We start from the raw sequence: 24,613 nt of genomic DNA, 5'->3' as shown, positions 1-24,613 counted from the left end.
CCGCCGTCCCTTCAACCATGGGAGTTTTTCATGATTCATATCAAAGATATCGCTCAACGTCCGAGCAAGGGCGACATCGAAGCCGTCGCGAAATTCTCTCCGGCGACCATCCATGAGGCGCAGGGGCGCAAAGGGGCGCTGTCTTCCCGCCTCAAGCCAGTGGATTACCGAATGAAGCTCTGCGGTCCGGCGTTCACGGTCAAATGCGCCCCCCGCGACAACATCATGCTTCAGCTTGCGATCAACTATGCCAAGCCGGGCGATATCATCGTGGTATCGGCCGGCGAGTACGAGGAAGCCGGCTCGTTCGGCGATGTCCTCGCCAATGCCTGCCTCGCCAAGGGTATCGGCGGGCTGGTGACGGATACCGGCGTGCGCGACACCTTGCAGCTCAGAGAACTCGGCTTTCCGGTCTTCTCTTTGAGCGTCTGCATCAAGGGTACGGTCAAGGAAACGCTCGGCGCGCTCAACGATCCTGTCATTGTTGGCGGCGAGATCATCAATCCGGGCGACATCATCGTCGGTGACGCGGACGGGCTGGTCGTCGTTCGCCGCGATGAGGCCCAGAAAGCGGCAAGGCTCTCGCAGGCCCGTGAAGATGCCGAAGCCGGCTATATCGAGGCTTACAAGCAGGGCAAATCCGTCATCGAAGTGAGCAAGCTGGAACCGGTGCTGAAGGCCAAGGGACTGGTCGTCGATATCTGACCTACTCTGTCGAAACAGGAGTGAGTGATGAGCTTCCCATTGTTTGATCTTTCGGGCCGGCGTGCGCTTGTGACCGGCTCGTCGCAGGGCATCGGCCTTGCGTTGGCCAAGGGACTTGCGGAGCACGGCGCGGCCGTCGTGCTGAACGGCCGGGACAAGGCCAAGCTGGAGGCCGCCGCCCGCCAGTTGGAGGAAATCGGCGCGACCGTATCGATTTGCGATTTCGACGTGACGGACGGCGAGGCGGTGAAGCTCGGAGTGGATGCCATCGAGCAGGATATCGGTACGATCGATATCCTGATCAACAATGCCGGCATGCAGTTCCGCACGCTGCTGGAGGACTTTCCCGCAGACCGTTGGGAGCAGTTGTTGAAGACCAACATCTCCAGCGTCTTCTATGTCGGGCAGGCGGTGGCCCGCCACATGATCGGACGAGGACGCGGCAAGATCATCAACATAGCCTCGGTACAGAGCGAACTTGCCCGTCCCGGCATCGCGCCCTACACGGCAACCAAGGGTGCGGTGAAGAACCTGACCCGTGGCATGGCGACCGACTGGGCTAAGCACGGCCTGCAGATCAATGCGATTGCGCCGGGCTATTTCAAGACGCCGCTCAATCAGGCTCTGGTCGACAGCCAGGAATTCTCCTCCTGGCTGGAAAAGCGCACGCCGGCGGCCCGATGGGGCAATGTTGAGGAACTGGTCGGTGCGGCCGTCTTCCTTTCCGGCAAGGCTTCCTCCTTCGTGAACGGACACACGCTCTATGTCGATGGCGGCATCACCACCTCTCTCTAGGGCATCCAGGCAGATCGGCCCGCTGGTCGTGATGGGTGTCTCGGGCTGCGGCAAGACTTCGCTCGGCAAGCTGCTCGCCTCCAATCTCGGCTACAGATTCATCGAAGGCGACAGCCGGCACCCCGCGGCCAATGTCGAGAAGATGAGCGCCGGGATTCCGCTGACGGATGCCGATCGCTGGCCCTGGCTGGAAACGCTGGGGGCCGAGCTTGCGGCAGATGGCGACACGGTGCTCTCCTGTTCCGCCCTGAAACGGTCCTACCGCGATCTTCTGCGCGCGAAGGCACGGCAGCCCGTGACGTTCGTATTCCTTCAGGGAACGAGGACGATGCTGGCTGCCCGGATGAGCAGCCGCAAGGGCCATTACATGCCGCTTTCACTGCTCGACAGTCAGCTCGCGACGCTCGAACTCCCCGCCGATGAAGGCGACGTGGTGACGGTCGAGATCGACCAGCCGCTGGAGCGGATCGTCTCGGTGGCGATGGCCCGCATTGCATCCATGGCGGCGCGCCATGGCAACCAGGAAATCTGATGGAGGAGACGATGACCAAACCCGAAGTCTTGCTCGTGGGACCTTACCCGGAATGGGACCTTGTCGAGCTTGAAGCGCAATATGAGGTCAGGAAGCTCTATGAGGCCGAGGACCGCGATTCCTTTGTGCGGCAACATGCACCCGGCATCCGCGCCATCGCCACACGCGGTGAACTCGGCGCCTCGGCCGAGCTGATCCGCAGGCTTCCGAAACTTGAGGTGATCTCCGTCTATGGAGTCGGTTACGATGCTGTCGATCTGGCGGCTTGCAGCGAGCGCGGCATCCGCGTCACCAACACGCCGGATGTCCTGACCAACGATGTCGCTGATCTCGGCATCGCGATGATGCTCTGCCAATCGCGCGGCATGATCGGTGCGGAAACCTGGGTGAAGGACGGAAGCTGGGCGGCGAGGGGCCTCTATCCGCTGAAGCGTCGCGTCTGGGGACGAAGGGCGGGCGTGCTCGGTCTCGGCCGCATCGGCTTCGAGGTGGCCAAGCGCCTCAAGGGCTTCGACATGGACATCGGCTATAGCGACGTGTCGGCAAAACCCTATGCGGAGGGGMTGACCTTCATCGCCGATCCGGTTGAGCTCGCCGTGCACGCTGACTTCCTGTTCGTGACGCTCGCCGCTTCCGCGGCCACCCGTCACATTGTCTCGAAGCAGGTGATCGAAGCGCTTGGCCCGGATGGCATGCTGATTAACATCTCGCGTGCCTCCAATATCGACGAGGAAGCTCTACTCGAGGCGCTGGAGAACGGCACGCTTGGATCGGCCGCGCTCGACGTCTTCGAGGGGGAGCCGAAGCTCAATCCCCGTTTCCTGACACTCGAAAACGTGCTGGTGYAGCCGCATCACGCGTCGGGGACGATCGAGACCCGCAAGGCTATGGGCAAGTTGGTGCGTGACAATCTTGCTGCCCATTTTGCCGGTGCTGCCCTGCTGACCCCTGTTTTGTGAGGAGATGAACATGAAGGCCGTCGTCATTCACGCAGCCAAGGATCTGCGCATCGAGGAGAGGCAGACCGAGCAACTCGCAGCCGGACAGGTCGAAGTGGCCATCGAAGCGGGCGGTATCTGCGGCTCCGACCTGCACTATTACAATCACGGCGGCTTCGGCACGGTGCGCGTGCGCGAGCCGATGATCCTCGGCCACGAGGTGGCCGGCACGATTACGGTGCTCGGCGAGAGGGTCTCGGGTCTTGCCGTCGGCGACCGCGTGGCGGTCTCGCCAAGCCGCCCGTGCAATGCCTGCGACTATTGCTTGAAGGGGCAGCAGAATCACTGCTTCAACATGCGCTTCTACGGCTCCGCCATGCCTATGCCGCATATCCAGGGGGCGTTCCGCCAGCGGCTTGTCGCCGAGGCGTGGCAGTGCCACAAGGTGGCCGACGGCATCTCGATCAACGAAGCGGCCATGGCCGAGCCCTTCGCTGTGGCGCTGCACGGGGTCAATCGGGCAGGAGCGCTCACCGGCAAGCGCGTGCTCGTCACCGGCTGCGGACCGATCGGCGCGCTGGCCATCATCGCGGCGCGTGCTCATGGTGCGCGCGAGATCGTCGCCACCGACGTCATGGACGCGGTTCTGGAAAAGGCTCTTGAGATCGGGGCAGACCGCGTCATCAATGTCGCAAGCGATCCGGAACAGCTTTCGGCCTATTCGATCGGCAAGGGTTATTTCGATGTGCAGTTCGAGGCGTCAGGAAACGAGCGTGCCGTTCGCTCCGGGCTTGAAGTTCTGAAGCCCCGCTCGACCGTGGTCCAGCTCGGTCTTGGCGGCGACGTCTCCATCCCCCAGAACATGGTCGTTGCCAAAGAAATTGAGATGAAGGGGACGTTTCGCTTCCATGAGGAGTTCGGCCTTGCCGTCGCCCTTATCAACAAGCGTCGCGTCAACCTGAAGCCGCTTCTGACCGGAACCTTCCCGCTCGAAGACGCGATCACTGCGTTCGAGGCCGCAGGCGACCGAAGCAAGTCCATGAAGGTTCAGCTCGCGTTCTGACGCGGGCCGAACCTTTCACCACGTTCAGGAACGAAATAAGGCGGCATAGGAGCGATGGGACAGACCGCGCGGCTTTTTGCGGCCGGAGGGTCGTTTCCGGGGTGTTGCCGTTGCCGAAAGCTTCGGCTCGGTCGTCGCCCATGTGGCGGAAGTCTCGAACGACGGTAGCGGCCAGATCAAGGTGGAGCGTATTGTCTCAGCGGTGGATTGCGGCCTGGCCATCAACCCGGATCAGGTCCGCTCCCAGGTCGAGGGCGGCATCGGTTTCGGACTTGGCGCCATCCTTGGCGAAGAGATCACCCTGACGGATGGCCAGGTCGATCAGGGCAATTTCGATGTCTATACGCCGCTCAGGATCGACGCCATGCCGAGGGTGGAAGTCCACATCCTTGCTTCGGCTAACCCGCCGACCGGCATCGGCTAACCCGGTGTTCCACCCGTGGGTCCCGCGGTTGCCAACGCTGCCTACAAGGCGCTTGGCAAGCGGATACGCGTGATGCCGTTCACAAAGTCGCTCAGCGCGTAATCTCTGGGTGCCCGACCGATCTGTCGGCCGGGCATCTATTCGTGTCTGCGGGACTTCTTCGCATGCTCGATGAAGGCTGGAAGCTTCGGGTGAACCTGAAAGCGATGCGAATGATGGATATATATCCCGACGCTCGCCGCTGCGTATCGGTCCGGCCTACGTTATTTTTAATCTTTCAATTCCACGATGGCGTCCACTTCCACGAGCGCGTTGGCGGGTAGGCTTGAGACGCAGACTGCCGTTCGTGCGTGGCGACCGCGATCGCCATAAAGAGCAATGAAGAGTTCGGATGCGCCGTCGGCAATTTTCGGGCCGTCGGCGAAGCCCGCCGGTGCGGCAACGAATGCGCCTAGCCTGAGAACCTCCGCTACGCCATCGAGAGAGCCCGCGGCCGCGCGGATATTGAAGAGAAGGTTCAAAGCGCACATCTCGGCTGCCTTCTTGGCCGTGGCGAGGTCGTAGCCCGTCGCGACCGGGCCGAAATAGCGCGGATTGCCGTTCCATTCGCAGATCTGCCCGGCGAGGAAGAGCAGATTGCCGCTCCGCTTGTAGGGAAGGAAATTGGCGCGGGAAGGCGAGCGTTCCGGCAGACAAAGGCCGAGTTCGGTAAGCCTTGCAAGCGTTTGATCGGCCTGATCAGCCATGATAATCCCTTTCCATCATATCGTTCTTTCGGGGCAGCATGTCTCGTATTCTCCTTATCAACCCGAACACCAATCGGGAAACCACCGACACGATGGTGGCGATCGCCGCCTCCGCCATGCCCCACCACGACTTTGTCGGCCGGACGGCACCATTCGGGGAAAGCATGATCGTCGAGCCGCTGGCGCTTGCGACCGGCGCGCGCGCCGTCTCCACCATCCTTGCGGATGAGCCTGTCGAAGGGGCGGTTTTCGACGGCGCGATTATCGCTGCCTTCGGTGATCCCGGCCTCGACGAGGCGAGTCGTCTGGCCGCCATTCCCGTCTGCGGGATCGGCGAGGCGAGCTTCCATGAAGCGGGCGCGGCGGACCGGCGTTTCGCGGTCGCCACGACGACGCCCGCCCTGGAGCGGGCCATTGCGGAACGGGTCGAAAAGGCGGGACTTTCCAGCCGGTTCATAGGTTCCTTCTTTACCGAGGGTGATCCTTTTGCGGTCATCGCCGATCCGGCAAGACTGAAGGAACAGCTTGCCTTGGCGGTGGAGGAGGCAATCGGGGCCGGTGCGGAAGCCGTCATCATCGGCGGCGGACCGCTGGCGATGGCGGCGCGCGATCTGGAAGGGCACTATCGAGTGCCGATCATCGAGCCAGTCCCGGCCGCCGCCCGGCGCATTGCCGCCATGCTTCATCCGTGCTGATGCCCGGCGAGCCTTGCGGCAAGTCCAATGAGCGACCGGTCGGAGCCGCGCGGGCCGATAATGGAAAGTCCGTAGGGTGCGCCATCGACCTTGCCTGCTGGAAGGACCAACTGCGGAAGCCCGGTCATGCCCGCCACACATAAAAGCGGCATGGCAAGATGGCGAAAGCCGTCGAAGATCTCCTGCGGGGCATCGAGCCGGAAGGGCGCGTCATGCACCACCGGCGCCAGCAGGACGCCATCCGTGCCGAGCAGGTCATCCATCTTCTCACGGAAGGCGACGCGCAATTTATTGGGTTCTTCCGCCTCGCCCGGCTGAAGCGACCGCGCGTGCTCGAAGCGACCGTCGATGCCGCGGGCAAGCGGCATGCCGCTCTTCTCGATCCAGGGGACGACGGAGTGCTTGGCATCATTTGCCTGCAAAATGCGATAGGCTTCATAGAGGGTGTCAGCGCCGCCTGCGGGATAGATGTTAGCTTCCTGAACGGAAAGATCACCGAAAACGGAATCGTAAACGGCTTTCTGCTCTTCTCCGAGACGGGCCAGCATGTCGACGGGCCGGATGAGGCGCGGGATTTCCGGCAATGCGATCCGGTCTTCTCCAAGCACCACCGCGCCGGCCTCGCCAAGGGTTTTCGCATCGCGGGCGAAAAGGCCGCCAGTGTCGAAGCTCGCTGCAAGATCCATGCAGCCTTCGAGCGGAATGCGGGCGTGGGTTGGACGCAGGCCCCAGAGCCCACAGAAGCTGGACGGTGCGCGCACGGATCCGCCCGTATCCGTCCCCAAGCCGATATCGGCAAGGCCGGCGGCGACCGCCGCAGCCGAGCCGGAGGAGGATCCTCCCGGTATCCGATCGGGCGCGGCGGCATTGATGGGCGTGCCGAAATGCACGTTCATCCCATAGAGCGACCAGGCAAGCTCATCGGTATGGGTCTTGCCGACAAAGCGTGCACCCGCATCGAGCAGCTTCTGCACGGCAGGCGCGGTTGCAGTTTTCACCTCGCTTTCGGCGAGTTTCATCGGGCAGCCGCAGCCGGTGCGGTATCCGGCGACGTCGAAAAGGTCCTTGACGGCAAGTGTCAGTCCAGCAAGCGGTCCTTCAGGGGAGGAGGCGACCGCCACGGGCGGATAGGGCATGAAGGCATGGACCGGGTCATGTTCAAGCAGCATGGAAATTCCCGTGTGAGGTTAGCAAGCGATCGCGGGAGCGGCGGTAAGGCCATGTGAGGCGGGTGAGTAACCCTCTTCGAGATTACAGGCTACCTGCCGGCCGGGACTGGGCGCAAAGAAAGGCGGCAGTGCTCTCAGACATTGGGGCCGAGCCTCAGTACACCGCGGCGCAAATGAACAGGCATCCGGTTTCGTTTCCAGCGATGGCGGCGAGCCCGCGATGGTGTCCAGCCGCCTACCACGGTCGACGCCATGCAGGTTCGCGGCGAGAAGCCCGCGGGTATAGGGATGGCGCGCATCCTTGATGATATCGCGGGTGCTGCCGGATTCGACGATATTCCCGGCGTACATCACCGCCACGCGATCGGAGATCTCCACCGCCACGCCGATATCATGGGTGACGAAAATGATGCTCATGCCGAATTCACGCTGAAGTTCGCGCAGGAGCAGGAGGATCTGTATCTGCACCGTGGCATCGAGCGCCGTGGTGGGCTCGTCGGCGAGCAGCAGCTTGGGACGACTGGCGAGCGCCAGCGCGATCATGGCGCGCTGGCGCATTCCGCCCGACATCTCGTGCGGATAGTTCTTGAGCCGCCGTTCCGGTGAGGGAATACGCACCCGCGTCAGCATATCAAGCGCCACCTGGCGTGCTTCAGCACGGCCGACGCTCTTGTGTCGCATCACCGTTTCGGCGATCTGGTCGCCGATCGTATAGACCGGATCGAGTGCCAGTGCCGGCTCCTGAAACACCATGGAGACATCTCCGCCGCGATAGGCTGAAAGCCGCGTGCCCGAAAGCGTCATGATATCCGTGCCGTTGACTTGGACCGTGCCGTCGATCTCCGTTCGCTTAGGCGGCAGAAGGCGCAGGAGCGTCTTGAGCGTTACGCTCTTGCCCGAACCGGATTCACCCAAGAGCGCCAGCATCTCTCCTTCCTGCAGGTGCAGATTGAGCCCGTTAATGGCATGAACGGTGCGGTCGCTCTTGAAGCGGACATGCAGGTTCTCGATCTGAAGCAATGGCGCTTTGCTCATGCCGCAATCTCCTTGCCAGCAAGTGAATGGCCGGAAGACGGATCCCGCAAATGGCAGGCGGCGAGATGATCGGGATCGTCACCGAAAGCCGCAAGCGCTGGGCGCTTGTCCCGGCACACATGTTCGGCAAACCGGCAGCGGGTGTGGAAACGGCAACCCGGCGGAGGGTCGATCGGATTGGGTGGGTCACCGGCTAGAGGCGGCTCTTGCGTGCGATTGTCAGGATCCATGGAAGGCATCGCTGCGAAGAGCGAGGCGGTATAGGGGTGGGCCTGCTTCGCATAGATGGCATCGACCGGCCCGATCTCGACGACTTCCCCGAGATACATGACGAGCACGCGGTCGGAAATATAGCGCACCACATTCAGATCATGGCTGATGAAGATATAGGTGAGGCCGAATTCCACGCGCAGATCGGTCAGCAGATTGAGCACCTGTGCCTCGACCGATTTGTCGAGCGCGGAGACCGCCTCGTCGAGAATGACGAGGCGCGGAGACATGGCAAGCGCGCGTGCGATATTGACGCGCTGGCGCTGGCCGCCGGAAAGCTCATGTGGATAGCGGTGAGCGAAACGGTTGGGATCGAGCCCTACCCGCGCCATCAGATGGCGTGCCCGATCCTTTGGATCGGAAAGTCCCTGCACTTTCGGCCCGAACGCGATCGTATCCGAGATGGTGAGGCGCGGATTGAGAGAGGCGTAGGAATCCTGAAAGACCATCTGCACCGAGCGACGCATGTCCTTGAGCGAGATATCCGAGCCCAGAATGTCGCCGTCGAAGATGATGGAGCCGTCATCGAGTTCCATCAGTCCGATCAGGAGGCGGGCGGTGGTCGATTTCCCGCAGCCCGATTCCCCGACGATGCCGAGGGTCTCTCCCTTGCGCACTTCGAAGGAGAGGTCATCGACGGCATGGACCGTGGCCGTTTGCCGGTTGAAAAGACCGGAGCGCACCGGAAAATGCTTCTTCAGGTTCCGGGCGAGGATGAGCGGCTGGCGGGGCCCGCCACGATCTGCCTCGTGGGAAAGCGCATCAGTCTTTGACATTCATGGCACTCCTCAGCCCATCGCTCAGAAGGTTGAGACAGAGCGAAGTGATGAAGATCATCACGCCCGGCAGGGCGGCAACGATCGGGTTGACATAGATGGCCGTGCGCAGCGTGTTGAGCATCAGACCCCATTCCGGTTCCGGCGGCTTGACGCCGATGCCAAGGAAGGAGAGCCCCGCGGCGAGGATCATGCACACGCTGGTGAGACTGGTGGCATAGACGAAGATGGGACCGAGCACGTTGCCGAGCACATGCACGCGGACAATGGTTAGCGCATTGCCACCGGAGGCGCGTGCCGCGTCGATATAGTCGAGCGAGCGCACGCTCGAGGTCACGCTCTCGGCAACCCGCGTGATCGGCGGGATGAAGACGATGGTGAGGGAGACGAGACTGTTGACGATGCCCGCGCCGAGTGCACCCGAAATGGCGATTGCCAGAAGAACGGAAGGAAAGGCGAAGAAGACATCGACGGTGCGCATGATGACAGTGTTCACCCAGCCACCGGCATAGCCGGCGGCCACGCCGAGAACCGTGGCGATGAAAAAAGCGAATACCACCGGCAAAAGCCCGATGAGCAATGTCAGCCGGCCGCCATAGATGAGGCGGGCGAGCATGTCGCGGCCCTGCTCGTCGGAGCCGAGCGGAAGGCCCTCCGTGCCGATCGGCCGGAGCCGCTTGATCATGCTCCCCCGATACGGGTCGGCGAGATCGAGCCAGGGAGCGAAAATGGCGGCGAGGATCAGGAGAAGGAGAATGACGGCGCAGGCAACGGCGATCCGGTCCTTCAGGAAACGGCGAAGAACATTCGACCAGTAGCTCCGCGTCTTCGGTGCGGTAACGGTGGTCCCGGACGGCGACGATGCGGCCAGTGGAGAAATAGCGGATGCCATGGCTCAGTTCCTCTTGATGCGCGGGTCGATTGCGGCTTGAGCGACATCCACGACGAGATTGGCGAAGATGAAGAACAGGGCGAGCACGAGGATCGTGCCCTGCAGCAGTGGCAGATCGCGCTGAAAGATGGCGTTCGACAGGAGAAAACCGGATCCCGGCCAGTTGAATACGGTTTCGATGAGGATCGAGCCGCCGAGGAGATAGCCGAGCTGAATGCCCATGACGGACATTGCGGTGGGAGCGGCATTGCGTACGACATGTCGCAGGACTGCGCCGTGATTGAGCCCTTTGGCGTAAAGCGCCTGAACGAAATCCATGGAAAAGATATCGCCAACCAGTGCCCGTACCGTACGCGCGACGATGCCGATCGGCACCACGGACAGCGTTACAGCGGGAAGGACGAGATGGCGGATATGCGCCCAGTTCCATGCCCAGTCGGCCGAACCGCCAGAGCTGCCCGGGCCCGCGCCCATGGCCGGCAGCCAGCCAAGCGTTACCGAGAAGACGATGACGAGGACGATGCCGAGCCAGTAGTTTGGAAGGGATACGCCGGTGATAGCCACCGCCGTGATCGCCTTGTCAACGACGGTGTCGCGGAAGTAGCCGGCCACAAAGCCGAGAAAAAGGCCGGTCGGAAAGGCGATGAGGCTCGCGGCTACCGCAAGCAGCAAGGAGTTTCGTACCGCGTTGAAAACTTCGCCCACTACCGGGCGTCCGGTCGCGATCGATTGCCCGAGATCGCCGGTGGCGGCCTTGCCGATCCATATGCCGTATTGGACGGGCAACGGCTTGTCGAGGCCGTAGGCTGCGCGCATCGCCGCCTGTTCCTCCTGGGTTGCATCGACCGCCATGATGGATGTCAGCGGATCGCCAGGGGCAATGTGGACCAGCAGGAAACAGATGATACTGACGCCGATGGCGACGGGCACGACATAGAGGAGACGGCGCAGGAGATAGATCAGCATAGGGCTCTGCGTTTTTTCGACGGTTGTCATTCCGGAAGCTGCTGCCCTGTCGGGCAGCGGCAAGGAGCATCATTCCTCCATGGTGATGCTGGAGAAGTTCTGGAACCAGTTTTGCGCCTGGACATAGCCCTTGACCTTCGGGCTCATCGCGCGGGGAGCGACGTCATGGGTCACCATCAGGAAGAGGGCGTCGTCGACGAATTTCTCATGCGTGCGACGCATCACTTCATCCTGCTTTTCCGCATCGAAAGTGGTGCGAATTTCCTTGAACAGCGCCTCCATGTCGGAATCGCAATAATGGCCCCAATTGGTGCCGTTCGGCGCCGTCAGATCACAGCCGAGATGGCGGATAAAGCCCGTGAAGGGATCCTGGATGAAGTAGGTGAAGTTGATGGATTGCGAGCCTTCGACGCTCTTGTCAGCGGCACCCGCGCGCCACAGATTGATCATCTGGTTCCATTCGACGACCATGAAGTCGACATCGATATAGATTTCCGCAAGGCTCTGCTGGATGAACTCGTTCATCGGCAATGGCAGCATCTGACCGGAGCCGGAAGGCGAGATCAGCGCCTTGACCTTGAGGCGATTGTCCGGTCCATAGCCGGCCTCGGTCATCAGTGCCTGTGCGGCTTTCAGGTCATATTTCACCTCGAAGGTCGGATTGCCGAACCATTGGCTCGACGGCGGGAAGAAGCCTTTGGCCGGTACCATGAGCCCGCCAAGCAGCTCCTTCATGGAATCCCGGTCGATGGCCAGGTTCGCTGCCTTGCGCACGCGAATGTCGTTCCATGGCGAGCCTTCGAGCCGTGACAGATGCCAGGTCCAGTTATGCGGATAGGCGTTGGAGACGATATTGAAACCGTTCGCCTCGATGGCCGAAATCGTGTCTGGAGCGGGCGCCTCGATCCAGTCGACCTGACCGGACATCAATGCTGCGGAGCGGGCATTCGGCTCGGGCAACGGGATCAGTACCATGCTGTCGAGCTTCGGCACGCGGGTCTTGTCCCAGTAATCGGGATTGGGGACAAATTCGGCGCGCTCGCGCGGTACGAAGCTTGCGAGCTTCCAAGGGCCTGTGCCCGAGGGCGCCTTCGCGACCTCCTCCCAGTTCTTACCCTTCGCCTCCCAATTGGCCTCGGATGACATGGTGATCCAGGAAAGCTGATAGGTGAGGGTCGCGTCCGGCTCCTTGGTGGTGATTTCAAGCGTATAGTCGTCGACGGCCCGATAGGAGGCGACAGCGGGAATGCGCGACTTGCCCTGTGCCGCCTGGCGCGGGTCATATTGTTCGCTGTCGGTCTTCAGAAGCTTATCGAGGTTCCAGACGGCGACGTCGGCCGTAAATTCGCTGCCGTCATGAAACTTCACGCCCTTGCGTATCTTGAAGGTCCATTTGGTCTGATCGTTCGGATCGACGCTCCATTCCTCGGCTAGTCCGGGAAGGAGCTGGGAAGGCTTGTCGGCGCTGGTCAGATCCCATTCGATAAGGGAGTCGTAAACGGTATAGCCCATGAAGCGCTGCCCTTCGCCGCCTTGATCGGTCTGGCCGGTCGTCAGCGGAATATCCGCAGCCGTCATGCCGATACGCAATGTCCCGCCCGCGAACGCGGAGGTGGCGAGAAAAGTCGCTGCGGTAGCGGCGAGAACGGTGTTTCGAAGGATCGCTGAAACCATCATTGAGCTCCTGATATCAAACACGGAAGGGATGCTTGCGTCCCCTGTGTCGATATCGAAGCAAGCGCCATGCCAAGCCGGAATTGCCAGGAATTCCTACAGAAATCCAGGAAGCGAGATGAGGGTAAAGGGATGTGCAGTTTGCCAATTGACTAATTTATCGGCAAATTCAAATTTGTATATAATTTGAGCTTATGAATCCGGCTAAACCATGCATGCGGCGCAGAAGACGCCATGACGGACTCGGAGAAGCATCAACTTGCTAATGACGCTTTTAGCGTGTTTGCGCGAAAAGCCGAACTCGTTAGTCGCCGAGGATTCTAACCGATTTTCGATATGACTGATGTCCTTTAAGCGTTTTTCGATAAAGATAATTGATTTCCGATGTAATCAATTTCCGATATGGGCCAAAAAAACCGATAGCGTCTCCAACCTGGAGATATGTCGCCCATGTCTGCCCGACCGCTTTCCCGCAAGGAAACGCTCGATCTCGGTTTCATGACATCCATAAATCTCCCATTTTCGATCATTATTATAGGTCTGCCTCGGCCGCTCGGTGCCACGCGCTAGCGGCCAATAAGCCTTGCTTGGACGTTCAACGCAATCTACATTCTGTTCAACGCAGGAGGTTCTGATGGCTGCGCAAGCAAGGACTGCCGCGGAAAGCGAAGCCAAGATCGCAGCGGCGCGCAACAAGCTCGTGCTTGAGCAAGCCAAAGCTGCCGGGCTCCTCGGTGCTGCAAAGAACACTCGTCTTTCAGGGCGGGTGTCCTCGGAGTTGATCGAGGCGGCCAAGAAGCGCGCCCAGGTCACCTCGGACACGGAGCTGTTGGAACTGGCGCTGTCGCGCTTGGCCATCGAAGATGACTTCGGCGCGCGTCTGGTCGGCCGAAAGGGCAGTATCCCAGCGGATATAGATCTTGGGATTTGATCTTTCCGGAACCCTCCGGTCGTTAAAGCCCCAAAAGCACACGGGAACACTTGAACGCCGTGCCGATAAGGATCTTCCTTGGGTAGCTGACGAACCCGCAATCGGGGGGCGCTGTTTCTGGATACCAGCGTCTACCTGGATGTGCTGCAGGGTAGATCGCCAGTTGAGGTCGATAGGCTGCTTACCTATCGTCTGTGCCACCATTCCTCTGTCTGTTTGTCCGAACTGACTCGTGCCTTTGGCCGGCTCGACCCAAAGAATGGATCGACGAAGGCAGTCCTCGAAACGCTCGAGGCGACGGTAGAGGATATACCAGAGCACCGGCTTCATGCACCCGACGCTGCTACCTKGGGTCAGGCCGGTGTGTTGRCCGGCCTCCTGTTTCGACTGAGCAATCTACCCAAGGGGGACGGACACGAGCGCCGATTCGTCAATGACGCTCTCGTGTTCCTGCAGGCACGTCAGTTGGGTGCGAGCGTACTGACCGGCAACGTTCGTGATTTCGATTTCCTTACTCAGGTTCTGCCAACCGGGCGGATCATCCTCTATCGAACTCCAGCGCGACCACGATCACCATGAGCGTCACGGCTGACCCCTGCTGACCAGGACGCGTTCGCCTATCGCTCTCAGACAAAGGCAGCCGCCCGGACGTCGTAGCGAACTAGGCAATGAATTCGCAGCCTGCGTCCTGCAGCGCTTTGTCCACCCATTCGCGATTGACCGTACCTGCCTCGGTCTCCGCCATCTGGCGGGTTTCGGCCTCGTGCTTCTTGATCGCAGCCTTGAGGATCTCCGCGGCATTCGCCTTGGGTACGGAAACGACACCGTCGAGGTCCCCCAGGATCAGGTCGCCCGGCTCGATGACGGAACCGTTGATCGCAATCGAAAAACCGATTTCGCCCGGCCCGGTGCGGTAGGGGCCGCGATGCGTTGCGCCGCAGGCAAAGACCGGCAGGTTGCGCTCCAGGAACGCCTCGGCGTCGCGGATCGCCCCGTTCATCACGAATCCCGCGACACCACGGCGGATGGCGTGGGCGAGCATCAGTTCGCCCATCAGCGAATTGGTCGTTTCGCCCGCAGCATCCACGACGATCACGTCGCCGGGCTTGGCTATATCGATCGCCTTGTGAAGCATCAGGTTGTCGCCGGGACGGGTCCTGACCGTCAGCGCCGGACCAGCGAGATTGCCGGATCGGTGCATCGGTCTGAGATTGGCGCCGAGCGCGCAGATGCGCGACATGGAATCGCTGACATTGGCGACCGGAAGAGTGCGGAACGATTCCACCAGTTCCGGCGCGATGCGATCCCAGTTCAGTTTGACTCTAAATCCGTATGTCATGGAAAACCTCAGGCAGACAGTTCGATAGGACGGGCAAGCGAGCGTTCGTCGGGCGCATTCCCGTCGAGGACGCTGATGATGTGGCGGGCGGCGATTTCGGCCATGCTGTCGGCCGAACCATGGGTAACCCCGCCGATATGCGGCGTTGCGATCAGCGTATTCAGCGCCCAGAGCGGGCTGTCGGCCGGGGGAGGCTCGATCGAAAAACTGTCGAGCGCGGCACCGGCAATCCTGCCGTCCGAAAGCGCCTCGGCGAGCGCTGCCTCGTTGACGATGCCCCCGCGGGCCGTGTTGACGACAACGGCGGTCGGCTTCATCAGCGTCAGCCGCCGGGCATCGATGATGTCGCGGGTCGTGGCGGTGAGCGGGCAATGGATGCTCAGAATATCGAGACCCGGGAGCATGGCGTCGATATCCTCCACGGATGCAAAGCCATCGGCTTCGGCAGCGCCCGGCGCGAAGGGATCATAGACCACGACCTCCATTCCGAGGGCTTCCGCCATGCGGGCGGTCTCGCGGCCGATACCGCCGTAACCGATCAGGCCGATTGTCGCGTCCAGAAAATCCTTACCGGTGAAAACCGGCTTCGGCCATTCCCCGCTTTTGACCGCCCTGTCCAGCGGCAGGATCTCCTTCACCAAGGCGAGAGCCAGCGCGATCGTGTGCTCCGCAACCGCGCGTGAATTCGATCCCATCGCGCGCAGCACCGGGATGCCGAGCTTTGCAGCGGCAGCGATATCGACATTGTCGACGCCGACGCCGTGCTTGGCGATGACCTTGAGATTGGGCGATGCAGCGATCACCTCTTGCGTGATGCGCCCCTGGCGCACCATCAGCCCATCGATCCTGAGTTCGGCGGCGCGTTTCGCCACCACGTCGGACGGATCATAGGGTGGGGAGAAGAATACGTCGACATCGTGCTCGTTCAAAAGCCGGATCGCCTTTTCGGCAATCTTGTTATGGGTCACGAGAATGCGCCGCCCGCGTTCGCCGTGTTGCTTGTTTCGGTTCATAAAGTGGCCCGTCCTTTCTCAAATCGCGCAAGAAGGTTCCGGGCGCGCGTCACGATCGGCGCATCGATGAACTTTCCTTCCAGCATGAAGGCGCCACGGCCTGCCGCGGCGTTTTCGTCATTGGCTGCGAGGACCTTGCGAGCCCATTCGACCTCTTCCGGACTTGGCGCGAAGCATTCGTTGAGGATCGGCACGACCGAAGGATGAATGCAGCTCGCCCCGTCGAAGCCGAAGTCGCGCGCCTCCATGGCGGCGGCCCGCAAAGCATCCTTGTCGGCGAAATCGACCGTGGTCCTGAGCATGCCGAAGGAAAGAACGCCAGCTTCCTTGGCGGCATAGTGGATCATCAGTTTGGGATAGCGCAGCACTTCAGGTGTCGGCCTGGCGCCCATGGCGGTCGCCAGGTCCTCGCCGCCGGCAGTCAAAGCGATGACGCGCGGCCCCTGCGCGATCGCGCGGACCTCGAATAGGCCCTTCATGTCTTCGATCAGCGGCACGAAGGAGATCGGTGCGCGGTTGCCTTCATGTGCCGTCAGGGTTTTGTCCAGGCCGGCAAGAATATCCGGGCCCTCGACTTTCGGGATATAGAGCGCGTCGGCACCTGCAAGGGTCGCAGCGATAGCGTCCTCTACGAGGCGATCCGACTGGTTGACGCGCACGAAGACCTGGCAACCGCCCCGTTTGATTTCCGGCACCCATTTCTCCAGACCGTCGCGGGCCTCGGTCTTTGCCGCTTCCGGCACGGCATCCTCGAGATCGACGATGACGACATCGGCGCCGCGCTGTCCCGCCTTTTCCAGAAAGCGCGGCGCATTGCCCGGTACATAGAGAAGTGAAGAGATCATTCCTCATCCTCCAGATCGCCCAAAGTCAGGCCGATTTCCGCGAGGATCGCCTCGGTCTGCTCGCCGACCGCCGGCGCCGGGTGGCGGAAGACGCCGGGTGTTTCGGAAAAGCGTGGGAAGATATTGTGCTGGGGGATACTGCCGAGATCGGCATCTTCGACCTCCACCACGATCTCGCGCTCGGCGAAATGCCGGTCGTTGCTGATGTCGGCAATGTCGTAGACCGGCCCGACGGTGGCGCCGGCTGCACGCATTCCGGCCAGCGCCTCATCGCGCGTGCGGGTCGCGAACCATTCGCCAAGCGCGGCATCCACGAGCTCGCGATGCCTGACACGCTCCATGTTGGTGGAAAAGCGCGGATCGTTCTTCATGTCCGGACGGCCGATAATGTCGAAGATCCGCATCGCGATCACCTGGGTCGATCCGGAGAGCGCGACATATTTCCCGTCGCTGCAGAGATAGACGTTGCGGGGCGAGACCGTGTTGGAGCCGGAGCCGGACCTTTGCTTGACCTTGCCGGTCACCCGGTAGATCGAGGCTTCCGGCCCAAGCGAGGCGAAGATCGGCTCCAGGAGGGAAAGGTCGATCACCTGGCCGGCCGCGTCTCCTCGCTCGCGGGCGAAAAGCGCCATCATCACCGCGTTGGCGCCGGTCAGACCCGAGATCATGTCGGCCAGGGCCAAGGGGGGAAGGACCGGCTCGCGATCCGGAAAGCCGGTGCGGGAGGCAAAGCCGCTCATCGCCTCGACCAGCGTACCGAAGCCGGGAAGTTTGGCATAGGGGCCGGTCTGGCCGAAGCCTGAAATCCTCACGATGATGAGCCGCGGATTGAGTTCGAGCAGGCTTTCGGGCGAAAGTCCCATTTCCTCAAGCGTTCCGGGGCGGAAGTTCTCGATGAAGACATCGGCTTTTTCGATGAGCTTCTTCAAGGCCTCCAGCGCCTTCGGCTGGCGCAGGTTGAGCGCGATCGAGCGTTTGTTGCGGCCATAGGTCTTCCAGTGCAGCGAATGGCCATTGTCGCGCCATTCGCGCAGCGCGTCTCCTTGTGGCGGCTCGACCTTGATGACGTCGGCGCCGAAATCGCCAAGCTGCAGGGAGAGCATGTTGCCGGCGACGACACGGCTCAGATCGACGACGCGGATGCCGTGCAGGGGGCCTTTCTGCTCAGCGTGGAAGCGGATGGTTTTCTGGTTCTCTGCCATGGAAACCTCAATTCGCGCCGGGTTTTTCAGGGAAGACGGCGCAGTGTTCCTGAGGAATGCGCACGAGGATGGAATTCTCCGTCAGCTCCGAAGGCGTCTGGATACGGAAATCAACGGAACCAGAGCGGACCGCGTATTGCCATACGGAGCCGAGATAGGTCCGTTGTTCGATCGAAACCCGCATCGTGTTCGGGCCGGGCTCCCCGGTGAGCTCGATCTTCTCCGGGCGGATGGCGACGACGACGGAACCGTTCTTGCCGGCCGGRCCGGGGGGCGTGACGATCTCGCTGCCGTCGGCAAGGCGGATATGGGCCTTGTCCGTGCCGCTCTCGATCATCGTGCCGGCGAAGAAGTTTGACGAACCGATGAAGTCGGCGACGAAGCTGTCGGCCGGCCGCTCGTAGATATCGCGCGGCGTGCCGAGCTGGCGCATCCGGCCCATGCTCATCACCGCGATCCGATCGGAAACGGCGAGTGCTTCGGCCTGGTCGTGGGTGACGTAGATAGTGGTGACGTTCAGCCTTTCCTGCAGTTCGCGCAGCCAGACGCGAGCGCGTTCGCGCAGTTTCGCATCAAGGTTCGAAAGCGGTTCGTCGAGGAGCAGGAGCGGCGGGCGATAGACGAGCGCGCGGGCGAGCGCCACGCGCTGCTGCTGGCCACCGGAAAGTTCGAACGGATAGCGATCGGCATAGGGCAGCATCTCGACGAGACCGAGGGCTTCCTTGATGCGCTCGTCGCGCTCCGCCCTGCCGATCTTCCTGAGGATCAGCGGGAAAGCCAGATTCTCCGCCACCGTCTTGTGCGGCCAGAGCGCGTATGACTGGAAGACGAGACCGATATTGCGTTTTTCCGGCGGCACCGTGTTGTTCGGATTGCCGTCGAACAGCACCCGGTCGCCGATGCGGATCGTGCCCGAAGTCGCATGGTTGAGTCCGGCGACGGCAAACAGCGAGGTGGACTTGCCGCAGCCGGAGGGTCCGAGCAGCGTCAGGAACTCGCCCGAGGCGACATGGATATTGAGGTTATCGACGGCAGTGACGGAGCCGTATTTGATCGTGAGGTTCTGGAGGACGAGATCAGCCATAGATTTTGGCTCCCATGACGCGGCGTGCGAGAATGACGAACGCGGCGGTAATGACGACTTGGATGGTTGCGAGGGCGGAGACCGGGCCGTTATCGCCCTGGGCGACGAGCTGCAGCATGGTGGTGCCGATGATTTCGGAGCCCGGCTGGTAGAGGAAGGCCGCCGTCACGTATTCCTTGAAGAAGTGGATGAACAGCAGCGCATAGCAGCTGAACAGCGCCGGTTTCAGGATGGGTACGATGATGCGCGTCACCGTCGTCCACCAGTCGGCGCCGGAGATGCGCGCGCCGCGGTCGAGCTCTTCCCCGACCTGGGCGAGCGCCGGCGCGATGGCGCCGAAACCGACCGGGATGTAGCGGATCATGAAGGCGAGGATCAGCACGGCGACTGTGCCGCGGATGATATCGGCTCCGGGAAGCCAGATCACCGCATAAAAGAAGCCGAGGCCGGCGATGATGCCCGGCAATGAGCGCGGGAAGAGTGCGATATATTCCAGCGCCCGGCTGTGCTTGAAGTCCGAACGGCGCGAGACCAGTGCGATGACCAGGATGAAGAACGTGCCGATGGCCGCTCCTATCGTCGCGACCACGACGGAGTTGACGATCGACCGTATATAGGTCGCCGATCCGAGCACATTCTCGAAATTCGCGGTCGTCATCACCTTCCAGAAGGGAATGAGCGGCGTCAGGAAGCTCACCGCCGAGCGCATGAAGATGCCGCCGAAGATCGAAATGATGGTGAGGAAGGCAAAGGCGAAGACGAACAGGAAGGCCGGCCAGCGCCAGGCGCCGAGATCGAGCGTCGAAGGCCGGCTTGCCTTGCCGCGCACGGTGACGAAGCGGCCCGAGGATTTCATCAGAAAACCCTGCAGCCAGACGAGCAGCGCAACCACGATCAACAGGATGACGGCCGCCGCGCCGACGATGCCGTATTCCGGCCTGACGGCTGCGTTGATGCCGGCGTTGTAGAGGAAGGTCGTGACTGTCTGGATGCCCGACGGACCGCCGAAGAGCAACGGGATCGCCAGCATCTCGATGCCGACGACGAAGTTCAGTACCGCCGAATAGATGATCGCTGGTCGGATCATCGGAATGGTGACCGAAAACAGCGCCCGGAACGGCCCGGCGCCGGTCGAGCGTGCCGCGTCTTCGAGCAACGGGTCGGCTTTGGTGACGGCCGCAAGACACATCAGATAGGTGAGCGGAGCCTGGCTCAAGCCCGCGACCACGCCCATGCCGGTGACGCTGTAGAGGTTCCATGGCGCGCCGCCGAGATAGGTCTTGGCGGCCAGCGTCATGAAGCCGGACGGGCCGTACATGGTGAACCAGCCAAACGCGATGACGAGATTCGAGACGAAGAGCGGCCAGATGAAGATCTCGCCGAGCCATTTGCGGCCGGGAAGATTGGTGCGGCCGACGAGCACTGCCATGATCGCGCCGAAGACCTGGGCGACGAGCATCGTCAAGGCGCCGAAATAAAGCGTGTTGAAGAAGACGCCGGCCATGCCCGGTTCGCTGAACAGGCGGCTGAAATTGCCGAGCGTCAGGACCGCCGTATCGTCATAGAGCGGCTTGTCGAGAAACGCCTGGAAGATGATCGGGGTGATCGGGCCGAGCACGAGGATCGTCGTCAGCGCCGCAACGCCCCAGTAGATCGCACGCGATCGGTCTATCCCCCGTCCGGCCGTGCCGGCGTGGCTGATATCCGTCATCGAATTTTCCTGTCAGGGTTGGTAGGAGGGCTGCATTGGCAGCCCTCCGTCCCGGCTCAACGGCCGGCGATTGCCGCGTTCCACTTCTCCACGAAGGGACCCGCTTCGGTAATCAGACGCTGGTCGAAACCGGCGATGATCATGTTTTCGTTTCCGATCTGGCTGCCGATCTTCTGGAACGTGTAGCGTACCTGATCTTCCGCGACGTCCTCGCGGTAGGGAACGAGCCCGCCCTTGCCGACCTGCGTCTGGCCATCCTGGCTGAGAGCGTAGTCGACGAACAGCTTGGCCGAATTCGGATTGGCCGCCCCCTTCGGAATGYCCATGCCGCGCAGCATCATGATGGTGCCGTCGTCGGGGAAGGCAAAGCCGAGGATCTCGCCGCCCGGCTGTTCCAGGCGCGGGAAGATGGTAATGCCGGAAACGGCGATACCCATCAGGTATTCGCCCGTCGCGATCTTCTCGTTCATCGGGCCGCCGGAAGTCTCGCCGCGGATCATCGGGCCGATCTTGCGAAGCCCTTCCCAAGCAGCATCGCCTTCCTTGTCCATATAGCTCCACCACGCGGCAAGGCCGAAGCTGTTGCGTGCGGCATCATAGGTGGTGATCTTACCCTGGAAGGTGTCGGGATCGGCGGTCGCGGCTTCCACCAGAGAGGCGAATCCCTTCGGACGCTGGTCTTCCGGCAGAAGTGCTGCGTTATAGGTGATGACCAGCGGATCGGTCGAAAGCACGTTCACGCCGGGATAGGGGTGGGCGAATTCCGGCAGATGGGCGATTTCGGGGCTCTTGTAGTCCTCCATCGCGCCGTCCTTGCCGTAGGCGGCCCAGCGGTCGTTTGCACCGGAAACCAGCACGTCGGCGGTACGCGCGCTCGATCCCTTTTCGGCTTCCCAGCGCGAGTGGACGGTGCCCGATCCGAGGTCGACCGTCTCGACCTTTATCCAGGGGTATTTGGCATTGAAACCCTTGAGGATGGGCTGCCAATTGTTATCGGCCATGTTGGAATAGATCATCAGGCCGGATTCCGATCGGGATCCCTCGATAATCTTGGAATAATCGGCCGGATAGTAGGACGGCACCTCCTGCGCCTGGGCGAAACCGGCAATGCCGGCAAACAATCCGGCCATGGCCGAAAGCGTCACGAGTTTCATGAATTACCTCCCTTTGGATAGACGACGACTGCGCCGCGCCAGCTCCTCGCTGATCGCGACCGCAGTTTCCCGGACCACCTCGCATATGCGGTCGGAATGAGTGACGAACCGCACTTGCGGCCCGGAGATGTTGAGTGCGGCGATTGCCTTGCCGCCCGCTCCGACGATCGGGGCGGCGGCGCCGGCCGCACCTTCGACGACGCCCATGGCATTCAGGTAGAAGCCCGCTGTCCTGGCACTTTCGACGGCCTTGCGAAGGGTCGAATGCTCGGCGTCGGAAAGGGAAGCCGATGCGGCATAGGCTTCGACTTCGGCATCGCTGCCGGCGGCAAGAAGAACGATCCCGCTTGCAACCTTGTGCGCCGGACGGGTCGGTCCGATGTCGCGGTCGTAGAGGATTTCCCGCTTCGGCAAAACCTTATTGAGGTAGCGGATCGACTGGTCTTCCAGCACGGCAACGAAGCCGCTCTCTCCCGTCTCCTGCACTGCATTCGAGAGATAGGAGGACACCAGTGCGATCAAGGCGCCGTAGTTGCGCCCATCGGGGGAAATCTCGCCCGGAAGCCTCAGCAGTTGGTACGCCCCGGACGGCGTCCGATGGATGTAACCGCGCTCGGTCAGCGATTGCAGCATGAGGAGTGCGCTCGACTTCGGCATCGCAAGTGCTGCAGCGATCTCCGTAAGGCTTGCGCCCTCCGGTGAAGCCGCAAACCACTCGATCATATCCAAAACACGCTCGACGCCGCGTCCGCTCATTGCTTATCCTTTGTTCAGTATATTGAACTCGTATAAAATAATGAAAATCCCATGAGAGGTCAAGAGAGGCCGCAAATCTCAATCCCAGGAGAATGGCGCTCCCGCGCAAGCCTTGCCTTGTCAAAGGAGGGAGCGATCGTGAAGGTAGCTGAACATCGATCCGAAGCGAGATGGAACGAATAGGGCTGATCCGGGCTTCGGGCGCATGGTCAAATTCGCCGAGGACAAGCATTCGCTCTACGGCGAGGCATCATCAAACCTAGGCCCGTGAATGTCGATAGATTGAGTGGCAGCCCAGCAAAGGCCATCGAAAATACTGGCACGTCGCGAAGAGGCCAAACAGGGCACATCCGTTATTGTATGATGGGCAATTGCTKCAGGGGATTGGCAAGCGGCACGTCGAGCGGCTCGGAATAACGCTCGTTGGCAGTCAGAACAGTGAGGCGGTGCGCCGCGGCGGTGGCGGCAATGGCAATGTCCTCAAAGCCGGGGTCGTGAGCTCGCGCCCGGTCGAGGATCAGACCAGCGTGCTTCGCCTCCTCGATGCCGAAGGACAGGATACGCCCCTCATAGAGGTGTTCGACCGTAGCGAGTCAGCGGCGCAAGGTCTGAGCCTTCGTCGTCGCCCCGATTCCGTCCGCGCGGGCTATGCCGGCCTCAATCTCGGCGATAGTAATGGCCGAAAGGTGGAGGCGGTCGCTATGCGCCTGCATCCACGCCGCGAACGCCTCGACGCCAACCTGGCGCTTGGTTGGCGCATCGGCCGATACGATATTTGTGTCCAGAAGATACAAGATCAGAGACCATTTTCGTGCAACGCGCGGGCAGACTTGCGCGACCGTTCGGGAATGTCTGCCGGCTCACCGGGAAAGGCCAGAAGCAGGTCGGCGAAATCCGGCACCCTGGAGACCCGTTGCCATTCCTCGAAGGAAACCAGAACGGCTTCCTTGCGGCCATGACGGGTGATAACGGTGGGCTCTCCGGCCACGGCCTGATCAACGACTGCAGAAAGCTTCGCCTTGGCATCCCTGAGCTGGATTTCCTTCATATCGCGTCTCCACATGACTACCAGTAGTCATATGAGTTTGCGGGCCCGAATCAAGCGACATAATCTCAAAGGGTCCCTTGCAGGACTCCGCTTTTCTCGCGCGGCGCGCGGATTACCGTCAGAACCGCAATTCCTCCAGAAGGAACAAAAGGCGCAACCAGTTTGGTAACGCAGATGCCTATGACGAAAGCTCATGCAGAATTTGAAGCAAGTCAGTAAAACTGAACCCGGGAGCTCGCCGATCCCTTGAACGTCCGGAGCGTCGTTTGCAACTGCAAGGCAGTTGCAAACGGAGGTTGATGTCTCGGCAAGTTTCACTGATTATCTACGCCCCGAACATCTTCAGCCTCCGTTGCGACATCAATGCGTCAGGTTCGCGATCGCCTGCATGATGATACGGTGATCCTCAACATCCGGCAGGCCGCTGACGGCTGCCACCCCGACCAGGCCTGCATTGTGAAGGCGCAACGGGATGCCGCCTCCGCTCGCAGCAAAATCGGTTGCCGGGAGCCGATAGCGTGCATGAAAGTCGACGCCGTTACGTTCGCAGAGCAGCCGCATGTAGAGCGAGCTGCGGTGGAAGCGCTCGACAACAGCCCGCTTACGCTTCACCCATACGCAGTTGTCGGGTGATGCGCCGGGAAGCAAGGTGGTGAAGACAGGATTACCGTTTTGGGCGATCTCGATTGCAATCGGCAGCCTCTCTTTCGAAGCCAGCCGCCGGATCTCGGAGCCGAGCAACCATGCAAAGTCGTAGTCGAACCGGTCCAGCCAGACGCGATCTTCCTCGGCCAGCAAGTCTTCGATACTTGGAGAGGTGGGCATTTGGTACTCCGCAGGGTGGCTGAAA

At 61.4% G+C, this 24,613-nt stretch carries 24 protein-coding genes and 3 pseudogenes; 9 read left to right on the top strand and 18 right to left on the bottom strand.

Annotation, left to right across the window (positions count from 1 at the left end; translation table 11 throughout):
- Positions 1 to 30 precede the first annotated feature (30 nt).
- From LCM4573_RS14765 to LCM4573_RS14740, 6 genes and pseudogenes are all read left to right on the top strand, one after another.
- Entirely contained in the window at positions 31 to 705 is a 675-nt protein-coding gene (locus tag LCM4573_RS14765) for a 4-carboxy-4-hydroxy-2-oxoadipate aldolase/oxaloacetate decarboxylase (protein WP_071007147.1), read from the top strand.
- 27 nt (positions 706 to 732) lie between these two features.
- Positions 733 to 1,500, top strand: a complete 768-nt coding sequence (locus LCM4573_RS14760; protein ID WP_071007146.1) for an SDR family oxidoreductase — start codon at positions 733 to 735, stop codon at positions 1,498 to 1,500.
- The gene (locus LCM4573_RS14755) at positions 1,469 to 2,032 is read left to right on the top strand and encodes a gluconokinase (protein ID WP_071007145.1); all 564 of its coding nucleotides are present in this window, start codon (positions 1,469 to 1,471) and stop codon (positions 2,030 to 2,032) included. Before LCM4573_RS14760 ends, LCM4573_RS14755 begins: the two co-directional genes overlap by 32 nt.
- 11 nt (positions 2,033 to 2,043) lie before the next feature.
- The gene (locus LCM4573_RS14750; protein ID WP_071007184.1) at positions 2,044 to 2,991 is read left to right on the top strand and encodes a 2-hydroxyacid dehydrogenase; all 948 of its coding nucleotides are present in this window, start codon (positions 2,044 to 2,046) and stop codon (positions 2,989 to 2,991) included.
- Positions 2,992 to 3,001: 10 nt separating this feature from the next.
- Positions 3,002 to 4,033, top strand: coding sequence for an L-idonate 5-dehydrogenase (locus LCM4573_RS14745; RefSeq protein ID WP_071007144.1), 1,032 nt, complete (start codon positions 3,002 to 3,004; stop codon positions 4,031 to 4,033).
- A gap of 82 nt (positions 4,034 to 4,115) precedes the next feature.
- Positions 4,116 to 4,559: pseudogene (locus LCM4573_RS14740) on the top strand (molybdopterin cofactor-binding domain-containing protein); the annotation flags it as partial.
- Between the two features lie 167 nt (positions 4,560 to 4,726).
- On the opposite strand, the gene LCM4573_RS14735 reads toward LCM4573_RS14740, so the two are convergent.
- Positions 4,727 to 5,203: a RidA family protein gene (locus LCM4573_RS14735; protein ID WP_071007142.1), complete on the bottom strand. Its 477-nt coding sequence runs from the start codon at positions 5,201 to 5,203 to the stop codon at positions 4,727 to 4,729.
- Positions 5,204 to 5,241: 38 nt separating this feature from the next.
- Between LCM4573_RS14735 and LCM4573_RS14730 the strand changes: the two genes are divergently transcribed.
- Complete coding sequence (locus tag LCM4573_RS14730; RefSeq protein WP_071007141.1) at positions 5,242 to 5,898, top strand: aspartate/glutamate racemase family protein; 657 nt, start codon at positions 5,242 to 5,244, stop codon at positions 5,896 to 5,898.
- Here the strand turns inward: LCM4573_RS14730 and LCM4573_RS14725 are convergent.
- The 6 genes from LCM4573_RS14725 to LCM4573_RS14700 all read right to left on the bottom strand — a co-directional run bounded on the left by LCM4573_RS14725 (position 5,886) and on the right by LCM4573_RS14700 (position 12,680).
- Complete coding sequence (locus LCM4573_RS14725) at positions 5,886 to 7,067, bottom strand: amidase (protein ID WP_071007140.1); 1,182 nt, start codon at positions 7,065 to 7,067, stop codon at positions 5,886 to 5,888. The two genes, LCM4573_RS14730 and LCM4573_RS14725, sit on opposite strands and share 13 nt — an antisense overlap.
- An 18-nt stretch (positions 7,068 to 7,085) precedes the next feature.
- Positions 7,086 to 8,102, bottom strand: a complete 1,017-nt coding sequence (locus LCM4573_RS14720; RefSeq protein WP_071007139.1) for an ABC transporter ATP-binding protein — start codon at positions 8,100 to 8,102, stop codon at positions 7,086 to 7,088.
- On the bottom strand, positions 8,099 to 9,148 hold the full coding sequence (locus LCM4573_RS14715; RefSeq protein WP_071007138.1) for an ABC transporter ATP-binding protein: 1,050 nt from the start codon (positions 9,146 to 9,148) through the stop codon (positions 8,099 to 8,101). Before LCM4573_RS14715 ends, LCM4573_RS14720 begins: the two co-directional genes overlap by 4 nt.
- Entirely contained in the window at positions 9,135 to 10,040 is a 906-nt protein-coding gene (locus LCM4573_RS14710; protein ID WP_071007137.1) for an ABC transporter permease, read from the bottom strand. Before LCM4573_RS14710 ends, LCM4573_RS14715 begins: the two co-directional genes overlap by 14 nt.
- Before the next feature lie 3 nt (positions 10,041 to 10,043).
- Positions 10,044 to 11,006, bottom strand: coding sequence for an ABC transporter permease (locus LCM4573_RS14705; protein ID WP_071007136.1), 963 nt, complete (start codon positions 11,004 to 11,006; stop codon positions 10,044 to 10,046).
- 69 nt (positions 11,007 to 11,075) lie between these two features.
- Positions 11,076 to 12,680: an ABC transporter substrate-binding protein gene (locus LCM4573_RS14700; RefSeq protein WP_071007135.1), complete on the bottom strand. Its 1,605-nt coding sequence runs from the start codon at positions 12,678 to 12,680 to the stop codon at positions 11,076 to 11,078.
- Between the two features lie 634 nt (positions 12,681 to 13,314).
- On the opposite strand from LCM4573_RS14700, the gene LCM4573_RS14695 reads away from it, so the two are divergent.
- Both LCM4573_RS14695 and LCM4573_RS28580 read left to right on the top strand, forming a co-directional pair.
- Positions 13,315 to 13,611, top strand: a complete 297-nt coding sequence (locus LCM4573_RS14695) for a hypothetical protein (RefSeq protein WP_071007134.1) — start codon at positions 13,315 to 13,317, stop codon at positions 13,609 to 13,611.
- Positions 13,601 to 14,190, top strand: a pseudogene (locus LCM4573_RS28580) (type II toxin-antitoxin system VapC family toxin). Before LCM4573_RS14695 ends, LCM4573_RS28580 begins: the two are co-directional and overlap by 11 nt.
- 82 nt (positions 14,191 to 14,272) lie before the next feature.
- Here LCM4573_RS28580 and LCM4573_RS14690 read toward each other — a convergent pair.
- From LCM4573_RS14690 to LCM4573_RS14640, 11 genes and pseudogenes are all read right to left on the bottom strand, one after another.
- On the bottom strand, positions 14,273 to 14,950 hold the full coding sequence (locus LCM4573_RS14690) for an RraA family protein (RefSeq protein WP_071007133.1): 678 nt from the start codon (positions 14,948 to 14,950) through the stop codon (positions 14,273 to 14,275).
- 8 nt (positions 14,951 to 14,958) lie between these two features.
- Positions 14,959 to 15,963 carry a hydroxyacid dehydrogenase gene (locus LCM4573_RS14685; protein WP_071007132.1) on the bottom strand — a complete coding sequence of 335 codons (1,005 nt, stop codon included), beginning with the start codon at positions 15,961 to 15,963 and terminating at the stop codon, positions 14,959 to 14,961.
- Entirely contained in the window at positions 15,960 to 16,808 is an 849-nt protein-coding gene (locus LCM4573_RS14680) for a CoA ester lyase (protein ID WP_071007131.1), read from the bottom strand. Before LCM4573_RS14680 ends, LCM4573_RS14685 begins: the two co-directional genes overlap by 4 nt.
- Positions 16,805 to 18,010 (bottom strand): CaiB/BaiF CoA-transferase family protein, encoded by a 1,206-nt coding sequence (locus LCM4573_RS14675; RefSeq protein ID WP_071007130.1) that lies wholly within the window; start codon positions 18,008 to 18,010, stop codon positions 16,805 to 16,807. The genes LCM4573_RS14680 and LCM4573_RS14675 overlap by 4 nt, the downstream gene beginning before the upstream one ends.
- 7 nt (positions 18,011 to 18,017) lie before the next feature.
- The gene (locus LCM4573_RS14670; protein ID WP_071007129.1) at positions 18,018 to 19,094 is read right to left on the bottom strand and encodes an ABC transporter ATP-binding protein; all 1,077 of its coding nucleotides are present in this window, start codon (positions 19,092 to 19,094) and stop codon (positions 18,018 to 18,020) included.
- The gene (locus LCM4573_RS14665) at positions 19,087 to 20,805 is read right to left on the bottom strand and encodes an iron ABC transporter permease (RefSeq protein WP_071007128.1); all 1,719 of its coding nucleotides are present in this window, start codon (positions 20,803 to 20,805) and stop codon (positions 19,087 to 19,089) included. Before LCM4573_RS14665 ends, LCM4573_RS14670 begins: the two co-directional genes overlap by 8 nt.
- Before the next feature lie 56 nt (positions 20,806 to 20,861).
- Positions 20,862 to 21,959 (bottom strand): ABC transporter substrate-binding protein, encoded by a 1,098-nt coding sequence (locus tag LCM4573_RS14660; RefSeq protein WP_083347448.1) that lies wholly within the window; start codon positions 21,957 to 21,959, stop codon positions 20,862 to 20,864.
- 3 nt (positions 21,960 to 21,962) lie between these two features.
- On the bottom strand, positions 21,963 to 22,715 hold the full coding sequence (locus tag LCM4573_RS14655) for an IclR family transcriptional regulator (protein WP_071007127.1): 753 nt from the start codon (positions 22,713 to 22,715) through the stop codon (positions 21,963 to 21,965).
- A gap of 353 nt (positions 22,716 to 23,068) precedes the next feature.
- Positions 23,069 to 23,509: pseudogene (locus LCM4573_RS14650) on the bottom strand (PIN domain-containing protein).
- A 2-nt stretch (positions 23,510 to 23,511) separates the two neighbouring features.
- A complete protein-coding gene (locus tag LCM4573_RS14645) occupies positions 23,512 to 23,763 on the bottom strand; it encodes a type II toxin-antitoxin system Phd/YefM family antitoxin (RefSeq protein ID WP_071007126.1) in 252 nt (83 codons plus the stop codon).
- Between the two features lie 360 nt (positions 23,764 to 24,123).
- The gene (locus tag LCM4573_RS14640; RefSeq protein ID WP_071007125.1) at positions 24,124 to 24,588 is read right to left on the bottom strand and encodes a heme-degrading domain-containing protein; all 465 of its coding nucleotides are present in this window, start codon (positions 24,586 to 24,588) and stop codon (positions 24,124 to 24,126) included.
- Between the last annotated feature and the right edge of the window lie 25 nt (positions 24,589 to 24,613).

This window comes from Rhizobium sp. LCM 4573, assembly GCF_001854865.1.
Lineage (GTDB): Bacteria > Pseudomonadota > Alphaproteobacteria > Rhizobiales > Rhizobiaceae > Neorhizobium.
Note: the sequence above shows the minus strand (reverse complement) of the source record. Positions and strands in the feature narration are given on the sequence as shown.